11 protein-coding genes are annotated in these 12737 nt (G+C 59.1%); 6 read left to right on the top strand and 5 right to left on the bottom strand.

All coding sequences use genetic code 11. The features are described from left to right. Position 1: 1 nt before the first annotated feature. Positions 2 to 307, top strand: coding sequence for a DUF4387 family protein (locus tag TL5118_RS00815; RefSeq protein WP_058244670.1), 306 nt, complete (start codon positions 2 to 4; stop codon positions 305 to 307). Continuing rightward, positions 304 to 1356, top strand: coding sequence for a threonine aldolase family protein (locus TL5118_RS00810; RefSeq protein WP_082626383.1), 1053 nt, complete (start codon positions 304 to 306; stop codon positions 1354 to 1356). The genes TL5118_RS00815 and TL5118_RS00810 overlap by 4 nt, the downstream gene beginning before the upstream one ends. Here the strand turns inward: TL5118_RS00810 and TL5118_RS00805 are convergent. After that, positions 1353 to 1793 carry a hypothetical protein gene (locus TL5118_RS00805; RefSeq protein WP_058244669.1) on the bottom strand — a complete coding sequence of 147 codons (441 nt, stop codon included), beginning with the start codon at positions 1791 to 1793 and terminating at the stop codon, positions 1353 to 1355. The genes TL5118_RS00810 and TL5118_RS00805 overlap by 4 nt on opposite strands. 222 nt (positions 1794 to 2015) lie before the next feature. Here TL5118_RS00805 and TL5118_RS00800 point away from each other — a divergent pair, with 222 nt between their 5' ends. Beyond that, positions 2016 to 2432, top strand: coding sequence for a DUF1284 domain-containing protein (locus TL5118_RS00800; RefSeq protein WP_058244668.1), 417 nt, complete (start codon positions 2016 to 2018; stop codon positions 2430 to 2432). A gap of 201 nt (positions 2433 to 2633) precedes the next feature. On the opposite strand, the gene TL5118_RS00795 is transcribed toward TL5118_RS00800, so the two are convergent. Next, positions 2634 to 3326 carry a DUF2971 domain-containing protein gene (locus TL5118_RS00795; RefSeq protein WP_058244667.1) on the bottom strand — a complete coding sequence of 231 codons (693 nt, stop codon included), beginning with the start codon at positions 3324 to 3326 and terminating at the stop codon, positions 2634 to 2636. Between the two features lie 19 nt (positions 3327 to 3345). Then, positions 3346 to 5301 (bottom strand): DNA topoisomerase IV subunit B, encoded by a 1956-nt coding sequence (gene parE / locus TL5118_RS00790; protein WP_058244666.1) that lies wholly within the window; start codon positions 5299 to 5301, stop codon positions 3346 to 3348. 236 nt (positions 5302 to 5537) lie between these two features. On the opposite strand from parE, the gene ppk2 reads away from it, so the two are divergent. Next, entirely contained in the window at positions 5538 to 6497 is a 960-nt protein-coding gene (gene ppk2, locus TL5118_RS00785) for a polyphosphate kinase 2 (protein WP_082626382.1), read from the top strand. A 170-nt stretch (positions 6498 to 6667) separates the two neighbouring features. Beyond that, the gene (locus TL5118_RS21275) at positions 6668 to 7324 is read left to right on the top strand and encodes a hypothetical protein (RefSeq protein WP_058244665.1); all 657 of its coding nucleotides are present in this window, start codon (positions 6668 to 6670) and stop codon (positions 7322 to 7324) included. Positions 7325 to 7450: 126 nt separating this feature from the next. Here TL5118_RS21275 and TL5118_RS00775 read toward each other — a convergent pair whose 3' ends face one another. Together TL5118_RS00775 and TL5118_RS00770 are read right to left on the bottom strand one after the other, a co-directional pair. Beyond that, positions 7451 to 10033 carry an ATP-binding response regulator gene (locus tag TL5118_RS00775; protein ID WP_058260711.1) on the bottom strand — a complete coding sequence of 861 codons (2583 nt, stop codon included), beginning with the start codon at positions 10031 to 10033 and terminating at the stop codon, positions 7451 to 7453. A gap of 411 nt (positions 10034 to 10444) precedes the next feature. Continuing rightward, positions 10445 to 11047, bottom strand: coding sequence for a TIGR02453 family protein (locus TL5118_RS00770; RefSeq protein WP_082626381.1), 603 nt, complete (start codon positions 11045 to 11047; stop codon positions 10445 to 10447). A 255-nt stretch (positions 11048 to 11302) separates the two neighbouring features. Here TL5118_RS00770 and TL5118_RS00765 point away from each other — a divergent pair, with 255 nt between their 5' ends. Continuing rightward, positions 11303 to 12697, top strand: coding sequence for an MATE family efflux transporter (locus TL5118_RS00765; RefSeq protein WP_058260710.1), 1395 nt, complete (start codon positions 11303 to 11305; stop codon positions 12695 to 12697). Positions 12698 to 12737 lie beyond the last annotated feature (40 nt).

Here is a 12737-nt window from a genome sequence, read left to right as displayed (position 1 = left end):
GATGGCAAAGCTGCATGATTTCGGGGCCAAGGCACGGTCCAAAAACGCCGGTCCGTTCTGGGTCACCATTGATGTGTTCTGCAACAGCGCCACCGCATTTGAGGCCCTGTGCCCGCGTATTCAGAACACGGTGGTCGCTGATCTGTTCAAGGTGGATCCCAGCAGCCTGAAGCGGTTTGAAATCGCCGCGCTCAATGTGATCAAGATCTCGGTCCCGCGCCCCACGGTGCAGGGATCACGCTTTGACCGCGATATGCACGGCGCGCAGGCGGCCGTTCTGCTGAATGAGCTGGACCTGCCCGCGTGAGTGCCTTTCCAATTGATTTGATTTCGGACACGGCCACGCGTCCAAGCGCTGGCATGCTGGCCGCTATGGCGGGCGCTGAAACCGGTGACGAACAACGCGGCGAAGATCCGACAACCCTGGCGCTCTGCGCTGAGGTGGCGCGGATGCTGGGGATGGAGGATGCGATTTTCCTGCCCTCCGGCACCATGTGCAATCAGATTGCCTTTCTGGTGCATTGCCGCCCGGGCGATGAAATTCTGGCCGCTGCCAATTCGCATATCTTCCGCTCCGAAGGGGCGGGGGCTGCGGCGCTGGCCGGGGCGCAGATCGCAACGATTGAAACCGAAAGCGGCATCTTCACGGCCGAGGATGTGGCCCACCGCCTGCGCGCACCGCGCGACCGCTCACCGGTGTCACGGCTGATTTCTGTGGAGCAGACCACCAACTTTGGTGGCGGCGCGATCTGGCCGCTGCAGGTGCTGGCGGATCTGCGCGATCTGGCGCAGGCCGAGGGGCTGGTGCTGCATATGGACGGGGCACGCCTGATGAATGCCGCAGTGGGCGCGGATGTGCCGGCGGCGGATTTCTGTCAGGGGTTTCACAGCGCCTGGATTGATCTTTCCAAAGGATTGGGATGCCCGGTGGGCGCTGTTCTGGCCGGATCACACGAGTTCATCCGCCGGGCCTGGGGGTGGAAACATCGGTTGGGCGGCGCGATGCGGCAATCTGGTGTGCTGGCGGCGGCGGGGCTTTACGCTCTGGCGCATAACCTGCCGCGTCTGGGCGAGGATCATGAAAAGGCCCGCCGGTTCACCGATCTGCTGCGCGGCACGCCGGGGCTGGGGCTCAGCGCCACACCGCCGGAAACCAATATCGCCTTTGTTGATGTCTCCGCCACGGGGCAGAGCACCGACCAGATCGCCATGACACTTGCCCGCCACGGCATCCGCCTGAACAGTGAGGGGCGCGGCCGGTTCCGCGTGGTGACCCATCTGGATGTCAGCATGGCCGAGGTGGAGGAGGCCGCTTTCGCCCTGATCGCCGCGGTGGAACGGCCCGGCTACGCTTAAAGGTCGCTGGCAAAGGCTGCCATCTGGCTGGTGCCTGTCGGGTGCCCGCCCAGATTGCGGTCGACCAGCAGGGCAAGGATCAGCGCCAGGATCGCCACCAGAAACATCGCCTTCTGCGCCAAGGCACTGTGCCGCGCCGCCGTGCCTTCCCCGAGGGAGACAAACTCCCACGGCTGGGCAGCATCTGCGGCATCCGCGACATGCTGGCGATGTTCACTGGTCTCGACCAGCCGGGTGATGGCGCCCAGATGCAGGATGCCGGCAAAGATCGACAGCGCCAGCGCGGTATAAAGCACCACCAGCGCCGTGGTGACCAAAGGGTGACCGCCATTGTGCAGGATCGCCCGGGTCAGGGCCGACACCCCGACCAGCTTGGCACTGCACAGGAGGATCAACAGTTTGGAAATCTCAAGGGAGACATCAAATCGTTTGGTCATAAGCACCCATTGGGTCGAAAGGGGAATCGCGTTCCTCCTGAATATGCAACGGCGATGCCAATCCCGCTGCACCCATTGGTTTTTCTGCTGGTCGCCTTGGCTACCAAGGGTCTGAGTGTTGCATTTGGTGGCCGGTTTTCGCCCCATCACCGGGGCAAAAAACGGGGGGAATTTCAGGCTTCGGGGATCGTGCTTTCAGATCAAAGCGGCTAACGTCGCGCCATGAGCCAGCCCGTTCGTTTCCGCCCGCATCATTTCCTCTGTGCCATCGGCTATGAGGGCAAGGGTTATTCGGGTGAATTCACCGATAATATGACCGCCATCGTGCTGGACCGGCTGCGCGCCCCGGGGGGCGAGGCGACACCGATGAAGGTGGTCGGCTACGCCGATGACATCTGCGGCCCCTGTCCAAAACGGCGCGGGCGGGCTTGCGTGAACCAACAGGGCATTTCCCGCCTCGACCGGGCCCATGCCATGGCGCTGAAATTTGACCCGCACGAAGAACTGACCTGGGGTGAGGCACTGGAGCGGATCCGCCAGAACGTCATGCCGGGGGATCTGTCAAAGCTCTGCGAAGGCTGCCAATGGCTGGAACTGGGCCTGTGTGAGGATGCGCTGTCCCGCCTGCATGAGGGGTAGGGGCAGGCGTAAGTTACTTCAGAGATCTGGGTGCCACCACCACCTTCCGAAGCGTAGCTTCGGATCGCGCCCGACCCCGCCCCCAAGGGCGGGCGCGAATTTCATAGCTGTCCGCTTGCCGATGCGATTGCAGTATACTGTGACCACGAAGCAAGCTGATAGCCGCCCCCGGGCTCGGGCGCGAAACGTCTCTGCGTGTCGCTATTTTTTCAACCGGCTAAGTTTCTGTTCAACAATCTTGTACTCTCTAAATGAAGCGCGCGCGGTCACTATCTCCACGCAACCTGACATGGGGCCAAGTGCATTGTTTATCTGCGTAGAGGTGATCTTTGATCTAGTTCCGATAATAATTTTTTTGAGTTTAAGTTTTTCAGAGAATGGTAGGTAGAATATGCTTGCGCCGCGAGCTTTAGCTTCCTGTTCGTCTTTGTTCAAGGATACATCGGTGCGCCACTCCTGTTCGTACTCCCAGACTTGGCTTTTGTGCCGCTGCGCATAATTGATCATCTCTGTGAGGACATTTCTGTCGGAGAGTGCGGCATGGTCAAACTTTTTGAGTTTGTCGGGGTATTTCATTTCCACCAAAGTAGTATTTGGCCCCGAAGGAATGTCAAAACCATAACAGACACCCAAATGATTTTCAGCATAGTGGCTCCACATGGCGGGGCTATTCCAGCTTTTAGAGAAACTAATAAAACCTTGTGTTTTTGCGTGGTTTCGAATTGAGCGCTGCCATTGAAGGCGCGCTGCGCGTGCGACGTCTTTTTCTTCGCCAAAATCAAAAGGATTTAGCTCGAATATATCGTTAACTTGATCCGCGAATGAAACTTTCAAGCGGCGATTGGCGATATTGTCGAGAGCAAACTGAGATCCCGTGAAATAGTATAAACGCATCTGGGCCACCCACCCTCATTTAAACATCCAGCTCCTCCACGAACCGCGCGTTTTCTTGGATGTACTGGAACCGCAGCTCGGGTTTTTTGCCCATCAGGCGTTCCACCAGATCGCCGGTCTCACCCGGTTCATCCTCATCAATCGTCACCCGGATCAGGGTACGCGAGGCCGGGTCCATCGTGGTTTCTTTCAGGTCTTTGGCGTCCATCTCCCCCAGACCCTTGAAGCGGCTGACGTCGATCTTGCCCTTGCCGCCCAGACCTTTTTCCAGCCACTCGTCCCGCTCGGCCTCATCGACGCAATAGACGCGCTTGGCCCCCTGGGTCAGGCGGAACAGCGGCGGACAGGCCAGGTAGAGGTGACCGGCATCAATCATCGGCCGCATCTGGGTGAAGAAGAAGGTCATCAAAAGCGCCGCAATATGGGCGCCGTCGACATCCGCATCGGTCATGATGATGATCTTGTCATAGCGCAGATCATCAACGTTGAACTTGGTGCCCAGACCCACACCCAGCGCCTGAGTCAGATCGTTGATCTCCTGGTTTGACCCCAGTTTGGACGAGGCCGCGCCCAGAACGTTTAGGATCTTGCCGCGCAGCGGCAACAGCGCTTGGTTCTTCCGGTTGCGCGCCATCTTGGCAGAGCCACCGGCCGAGTCGCCCTCCACGATGAACAGCTCAGTGCCTTCACGGTTGGTGGCGGAACAATCGGTCAGCTTGCCGGGCAGGCGCAGCCGTTTGGTGGCCGATTTACGTTGGGTTTCCTTTTCCTGACGGCGGCGCAGGCGCTCTTCGGCCCGCAGCACCAGGAAATCAAGGATCGCACCGGCGGATTTGTTGTCTGTGGCCAGCCAGTTGTCAAAGTGGTCACGCACGGCGTTTTCCACCAGACGCTGCGCCTCAACAGTAGCCAGACGGTCCTTGGTCTGGCCGACGAATTCTGGCTCGCGGATGAAACAGCTGACCAGCGCGCAGCCGCCGGTGATCAGGTCATCCCGGGTGATTTGCGCGGCCTTCTTGTTATTGACCAACTCACCATAGGCTTTGATGCCTTTCAGTACCGCCGCCCAGAAGCCGGCGACATGGGTGCCACCCTCTGGCGTCGGAACGGTGTTACAGTAGGACTGGATGAAGCCATCGCGCGACGGCGTCCAGTTGATCGCCCATTCCACCTTGCCCGGCACGTTGAAGCGTTCCTGAAAATCGACCACCCCGGCAAAGGGCTGATCGGCATAGGTCGAGGCCGAGGCCATGGTTTCTTTCAGGTAATCCGACAGGCCACCGGGGAAGTGGAACGTGGCCTCCGTCGGGGTTTCCCCATCATCGATATGGGTCTTCCAGCGGATTTCCACGCCCGAGAACAGATAGGCCTTGGAACGGATCGATTTGAACAGACGTGCCGGTTTGAACCGGTGCTTGCCAAAGATCTCCTCATCGGCGTGGAAGGTCACCGTGGTGCCGCGCCGGTTGGGGGCCGCACCGATTTTCTCGACCCCGCCCAAGGGTTTGCCGCGTGAAAACCGCTGTTCAAACAGTTCCTTGTTGCGTGCGACCTGCACCACCATCGAATCCGACAGCGCGTTTACGACGGAGGCGCCAACCCCATGCAGACCGCCCGAGGTCTGATAGGCCTTGCCTGAAAACTTGCCGCCCGCGTGCAGGGTACACAGGATCACCTCAAGCGCCGATTTGTCGGGGAACTTGGGGTGCGGATCAATCGGGATGCCGCGGCCGTTGTCGCGAACGGTCAGCGAATAGTCCGCGTTCAGTTCCACCTCGATCCGGTTGGCGTGGCCGGCCACCGCTTCGTCCATCGAGTTGTCGAGGATTTCCGCCACCATATGGTGCAGCGCCCGTTCATCGGTGCCGCCGATATACATGCCGGGGCGTTTGCGGACGGGTTCCAGCCCCTCCAGCACCTCAATCGAGGAGGCGTTATAGTCGTCTTGCTGTCCGGAGAGGAGGTCGTTGGCCATAGTCTGGGCTGCTTTCTGGCTGCTCGTCTTGTGCTTCTTTGGGGCTGCATTATGGCAGCAGTTGTTGAGGGGGGAAAGTGCTGTCTGCGGGCACTGGCGTCAAGATGGCTTGGCTGTCCCTCGCGATGGGCGGGCAAGGGAATGTGACAGATCGGTGACGCATTTTGACGTGCATCAAGGCCCTCAGCTGCCACTCGGGATACACTTGCCGCAACAGTCAAACACAGGAGAAGCCGATGACCGCAGTGAATGCGCCCGATACCGTTGTGACACCTGAGCAGCAAGACCCGATCCAAAGCAACGGCGCGCTGAATGGCGGGCCGGAGGCTTTGACGGCGCCAACCCCGTCCACCGAAGAGGTGCGGCGCGCCTTTGAGAGTGGGGAGTACCCCTACAAAAAGAAAATGAGCCGCACCGCCTATGAGGCCGAAAAGGCGAAATTGCAGGCGGAGTTACTGAAGGTGCAGCTTTGGGCGCAGGAGACCGGGCAGAAGTTCGTGCTGCTTTTTGAGGGCCGCGATGCGGCGGGCAAGGGCGGGACCATCAAACGCTTTACCGAACACCTGAACCCGCGTCAGGCACGGGTGGTTGCGCTCAACAAACCCAGCGATGAGGAACGCGGCCAATGGTATTTCCAGCGTTACATCGATCACCTGCCCACGGACGGCGAAATGGTTCTGTATGACCGCAGCTGGTACAACCGGGCCGGGGTGGAACGGGTCATGGGCTTCTGCGAACCGGGCGAGTATCTGGAGTTCATGCGCCAGGCCCCGGATCTGGAACGGATGCTGGTCCGCTCGGGCATTCAGCTTTACAAATACTGGTTCTCGGTCACCCAGGACGAACAGCTGCGCCGGTTCAAATCGCGCGAAACCGATCCGTTGAAACAGTGGAAGCTGTCGCCAATCGACAAGGCGTCGCTGGACAAATGGGATGACTACACTGAAGCGAAGGAGGCGATGTTCTTCTACACCGATACCGCCGATGCGCCCTGGACGGTGATCAAGTCAAACCAGAAGAAACGGGCGCGTCTGAACTGTATGAAACACTTCCTGGCCTCGCTGGATTATCCGGGCAAGGACCACGATGTGGTCGGCACGCCGGATCCGCTGATCGTGTCCACCGCCAGCCACGTGATTTCCAGCGCCGATCATATCCTCGGCACCGCGCTGCACCCAGACAGCCGCCGGGGCTGAGGGCTCCCAGTCTGAGACAAAAAAGGCGCGTCCCAATGGGGCGCGCTTTTGGTTTATGGGCGCGAAACCGATATGCATTTTTCTGGTATACGAAGGCCCCACATTTTCTCTTTAGTTGAACAGGGTGATTGCTGAGCATACATAGATTGTTCTATTTGAGGAGGAATTACATGAAAAAGCTTTTGGGTGTTGCCGCCACTACATTTTTTCTGTCCACGCCGGTGGCGGCTGATGTATGTGATTATCGGCCAAGTGCGTTGATCGGTGGGGTTGGGGCTGGTGCCGTTGGTACAGCTGGTGCAGGCGCTGCAGCGGCGGGTATCGGTGCAAAGACGGTTGGCTTTTACACCCTCACCCATTCGGTCTCAGGTGCAACCATGCTAGGTTCTACTGCGACCGGTGCGTCAGCGGCGGGCACTGTCGGAATTATTGGCGGAAGCGCGGGTGTGGCAGGTACGATCGGTTCGATCTTAATGGCTCCTGCGACGATTATCGCGGGCTTGGTGGTCGGTGCCGGCACAGCGATCTATGAAGGTGCGTGCTATTTCTCGGTGGAGCGCATCGAAGATCCAGCTGCGCTTATGCCCATCTTAGAGAATTTGGATGCACAGAGCGAAAGCGGGCATTTCGAGTTGCACAAGCAGAGTTCGACAACTGGCTATATTTTGCTCGCGACCAGTTTCGATGAGGATGGTAATATATTGAAAAGAAATCGTTTTGATATTGAAAATCTCTACATCGAAGACGGTATTCTTAGACACCGTGATTGGGGCCCAAATACCACAATTGGCCATGTGGGCTATGTTCAGAAAGAAAATACTGAGTAATTTTTTGAGTGATAGCTGGACGCCACTTGGGATTACTTTTGTGATCAGATTGGCAATGATTTCTGGTACGAAAGGAAAACGCGCCCCATTTGGGCGCGTTTGGGATTTCTGCCAAGAGTGGGTGGATCAGACTGCGACTTTGTCTTCCAGCAGGCCAGCCAGGCGTTTGACGTCCAGGGGTTTGGGCAGAACCGCAGTGGCGCCGACGTCTTCGAAGCGTTTGATATCATCGCCCACCACGGCGGCGGTCAGGCCGATGATCGGGATGTCGATGCCTTCGGCCTGCAAGGCGCGGACCAGCTCATCACCTGGCATTTCCGGCATGAAGAGGTCGGTGATGAGCAGATCCGGCGGGTTGTCGCGCACCATTTCCAGCGCTTCGCGGCCGTTTTCTGCCAGCTCAATCTCACCAAAGATCCGGCCCAGCTGTTTTGAGGTCACCTGAGCCACCAGCGCGTTGTCTTCGGCCAGAAGCACACGCAGCTCACCCAGTTTCTTGTTCTCAATCGCTTTGCTGGCCGGCATCTGAGATTGCATATCCTGTTTGCTGGCGGGTTTGTCCGATAGATTCAGACGATAGCCTGCTCCGCCCTCTGGCGCATCAAAATACTGCAGCGAGCCCCCCAGCAGCTCAACCGCCTGTTTCGCGATATAAAGCCCAAGGCCCGACCCTTCGGCCTGATTGCGCGCATCGGCGGAACCGCGCTCGAACGGCTGGAACAGGCGCTCAATCTCGGTCTGCGGAATGCCCACGCCATCGTCAGTCACCGACCAGAAGGCGGTGCCGGGGGTGGGGCTTTGCGGCAGACCGGGCATATCAGGTTGATAGCAGATGCGGATTTCCGACCCTTCGGAGTGGATGATCGCATTGCGCACCAGATTGCCGAGGATCTGTTTCAGGCGGTTGCTGTCGCCCATCATCGGGCGGATCGAATCCGGGCCCAAGTCCAGACTGATGCGGATCGATTTGCCTTTGGCCAGCAGCTGATAGGTGTTGCGCACCCGTTCGGCCACATCTGCCGGCACATAGGGTTTGATCGACAGCGGCTGGTTCTTTTCGGGGTTCACCGCCTGACGCATGTCATCCAGCACACTCAGCAGCTGGGTGGAGGCTTCGCGCATCTGAGTGACAACCTCTTGGCTGTCATGGCCGTTTTCCATCTCATCGATCAGCATCGACAGGACCGAGGCCGGGGTGCGGATTTCATGGCTGACGATCGAGAACAGCTGCTTCTGCTTGTCCTGACGCAGCGAAAGTTCGTTCAGCGCGTTGGTCAGGGCACGTTCCTGCAGATGCTCTTCGGTCACCTCAACCATCAGGCCATAGACCACCCGTTCGTTGCGCACTGTGGTTTCGGCCCAGAGGTGCAGGCGCATGACGCGGTTGTCGCCGGTGTCCAGCATATCGGCAAGGCGCAGCAGCAGGGTGATCGAGGCGTGGCTGTCACTCTCAATCGCGTGGCGCAGCAGGTACTGTTCGTCGGCGCGGAAGCGGCCGATCAGGTCATCCAGATGGGCCTCAGCGGGCAGGCCCACCAGCCGTTGACCGGCCGGGTCCAGACGCATGGTGTCACGCGGTACGTTCACCGTGAACAGGCCGACCCCGGCAAAACCACGTACGGTGGACAGACGCCGGATTGAGGCGACGCGCTGTTCGCGTTCATGGCGGCCACGGCCGCGCAGGGCCAAGATAAGCACCACCAGAACCAGCATTCCCAGCGAATAGTTTCTCAGCATTGCTTCGCGCGGATCTGACAACACAGTATCGCTGAGGAAATGCCCGGTCAGCCCTGCGTAAAGCGAAACGCCAATGATGACCACGATCGGCGCGGCACTGACGGGCAGCGACACTGCCAACAGAGCGGCCAGAACGGCCACATCCAACATAGGGTAGCCACCAAAGCCCATTCCCTGAAGGATCATCAGCACCGGAAACAGCGCCACAAACGGCAGTGAGAAGCGCAACTCCTCTAGCCGAGGGGTCTGCTGGATCGCAATAAGGAAGCCCGAGGTCACAACAGCGCCCCGCACCATGCGGGTCATTGCGAAGTCAAAATAGTTCTGATCAAAACCAAGCGCGGTCAGTTCCACCGCCGGCAGGGTCGAGACAAACAGGCTGATCAGGTTGACCATGACCAGGCCGGACAGCATGAAAACCGCAAAGGTCACGGCGGCGATCAGCAGGTCAGCTTCAAACGGCTGCATGTTCTGTGTGGTGCGCCGGTAGAGAGTGCGCACAACAAAGCCGATCCCAAAGCCTGTCATCACGTTGATGACCAGCAAGAAGAAGACGAGCCGGAAGGAAACTCCCGGTTGCATAGCCCAGGGTGACTGATCTCCAAAAGGCAGCACAAAGGGCACAAAGAACATCACCACCAGCGTTGCCAGCGGCACCCAGAGCAAGGCACGTGGGTAAATCAGCACACCGATGATCAGCGTGAACAGCGATACATGTGGGCTGAGATCGATTGCCAGCGAGTTCGCGCCGTGGGTCGCGGCGCCGTAGGACATGAAGACGGTCCAGGCCAGCACGGCGCCGATGAAGATCAGACTGTTGCGCAGCGGATAGTTTCGCAGGGCCTCGGTGATGTGTTGAACGCGCGACACTTCGAAATCCCGGAAAACGAATCCCTGATCGGCTCCTGCCTTGTCAGAAACAGGGGCCTCTTCCTCTACGACGAGGCGTCTGAGGGTGTCGTGGCGTCGCATGTTAACTTCATCTACCGCTGGTTGACCAAAAGACGGATTCGTTACTTCTCACAAACTGATTGAAATTGGAAATCGATACACTTTCACTTGTCTTATATTCACGGTCTTTCGGCGGAAAATTAAAGCCCGATTATGGCAAACCAATCCCAAAGTATGTATCCTTTGGCCGAAAGAGATCCTCTTCGAAGGAGCCGCGGAAACTGCAGGGCTCGCGGTAGGTCGCGCGAATGGTTGCGCCAAGGCCGTTAAGCCAAAAGCGCCACTATGCGTTGTAAAAAATAGATCTTAAGCACCCATTGTAGCGATATCAGCGCTAAAAATATACCGTTCCCAACGGGAATGTGATGTCCGCCCCAGGATGACGCAGGGTCAAGGAGCCATTCAATGACCGCATGGGATGGTGATCTGGGCTTACCTCAGCGCCAGCAGCCATTCCTGTAGCGGCATCAGTTTGGCAAAGCCCCCTTGCAGAGTTTTGTGCAGATCCGTTGTGTCGGCATCAACTTCGCGCCAAAAGGTCAAGGTTTTGTGCTTCAACAGCTCGCCCTGTGGGTGATCAGTTGGGAACGGGGCGGGCACACGTTTCAGATCGGGGTCAGAAAAGCGGGTGCCCTCGGTGGAGGCAGCTGCCATGGCACGCATCAGATCCTTGCCTTTGGGGCTGGCCACCCGTTTGCGAAAGGCCGCCAGCTTGGCTTTGTCCATGCCCATGCAGCCGCCACCAAGGACGATGCGATCCAGCTCAATCCCGAAATAGAAGGCACTGCGATCCAGACCGCTGCCGGATCCGCCATCAATATCCCAGAGCATATGCAGATGCGTCTTATAGGGCGTTTTGTCCTTGGAGAATCGAATGTCACGCTGGGGCCGGAACAGTTTCGGACTGACACGGTGGCCGGTCATACGCTCCAGATCCGCGGCCACCACATCCAACAGGGCCAGTGCCGGGGCTTTCAGCTCACTGTCGTAGCGATCCTTATTTGTCCAGGAACCATTCGCGGGTGTTGTTGGCATTCAGCTCACTTAAGAAAGCGCGTGCATCAGGGATCAGAGCGTCAAAAGGTTGCGGGGCTGGCATCGCGGTCTCCTCACTGGCTGAAGTCCGACAGTAGCCAAGCCCATGCCGTAAGGGAAAGCCTCAGCGCGACGGATCGGCGGCAAGTTGCGGATTATTCCGCCTGTTTTTTAGGCATGTGCATTGGCGCAGGGTCACCTGTGAGGCGAAGATAGGGGATTGCCACGCTCTGCGCGCGGGTCTACGGCTGGGTCATGACGACAGATTTGACAGCAAAACAACATTTGAAAAACATCGCCACTTTGGGCCTGCCGCTGATCGGTAGCCATGTGGCGCAATTCTCGATCAACATGACCGACACGCTGATGCTCGGGTGGTATGACGTCGAGGTGCTGGCCGCGCAGGTGATTGCGGGCACGGCGTTTTTTGTGCTGTTCATCCTTGGCTCGGGCTTTGCCGGCGCAGTCATGCCCATGGTCGCCGAGGCAGAGGCCGCGGGCGAGGGCACGCAGGTGCGCCGGGTGACCCGGATGGCGATCTGGGCGTCGCTGTTTTATTGTGTCTTCGCCGTGCCAGTGATGCTGTTTTCGGAACCGATCCTTCTGCTGGCGGGCCAAACGCCCGAGGTGGCGCGGCTGGCCGAAGACTACCTCTGGATCAATGGTTGGTCGATTTTGCCGGCGCTGATGGTGATGGTGTTTAAATCCTACCTCTCAGCGCTGGAACGGGCCGGTGTGGTGCTCTGGGTGACGCTGGCGGCTGTTGCGATCAACATCGTGGTCAACTATGCGCTGATCTTCGGCAATTGGGGCTTCCCTGAAATGGGCATCCGCGGCGCGGCGGTGGCGTCGCTGATCGTCAATATCGCCTCCATGGCGCTCCTCGGGGCCTATCTGCATTTCGTGACCCCTGAACATGAGATTTTCGCCCGCTTCTGGCGCCCGGATTGGGAGGCGTTTCGCGCCGTGACCCGTCTGGGCTGGCCGATGGGGCTGACCAGCCTGGCCGAGGTGGGACTGTTCGCCGCCGCCTCACTGATGATGGGGTGGCTGGGCACCTTGCCTTTGGCGGCGCATGGTATTGCGCTGCAGATCACGGCGGTGACCTTCATGGTGCATCTTGGGCTCAGCAACGCCGCCACCGTGCGGGCCGGCCGCGCGGTGGGCCGGCGCAGCATGGGCGATCTGCGGCTGGGCGCGAAGCTGATCATCACCCTGTCGGCGATCTTTGCCGCGTTGACGCTGGTGGCCTTTCTGGTCTTCCCCGAACCGCTGCTGGGCCTGTTCCTGTCGCCTGATGATCCGCAGCGTGACATCGTGATCGCGCTGGGGGTGCCGCTATTGGCGGCGGCTGGGTTGTTCCAGTTTGCGGATGCCGCACAGGCGCTGGCGCTGGGGGTGCTGCGGGGTGTGCAGGACACCCGGGTGCCAATGATCATGGCGGGGATTTCCTACTGGGTGATTGGTGTGCCGATCAGCTACGGCATGGGTTTTGTGCTGGGCTGGGAAGGGGTTGGCGTCTGGGCAGGCCTGGCGGTTGGTCTGGCCTGCGCCGGTGTCTTGCTGATGGCGCGGTTCTGGGGCCCGGTGATGGTGCAGACCCAGGCGCGGATCGACCGGCAGACCGCCGCCAAAGCAGAGGCCAGTTAAGCCGCAGCAGGCAACCCGAAAACAAAAAGGCGCCGGTCCC

The organism is Thalassovita autumnalis, assembly GCF_001458255.1.
Lineage (GTDB): Bacteria > Pseudomonadota > Alphaproteobacteria > Rhodobacterales > Rhodobacteraceae > Thalassobius > Thalassobius autumnalis.
This window is presented reverse-complemented; position numbering and strand designations above follow the sequence as displayed.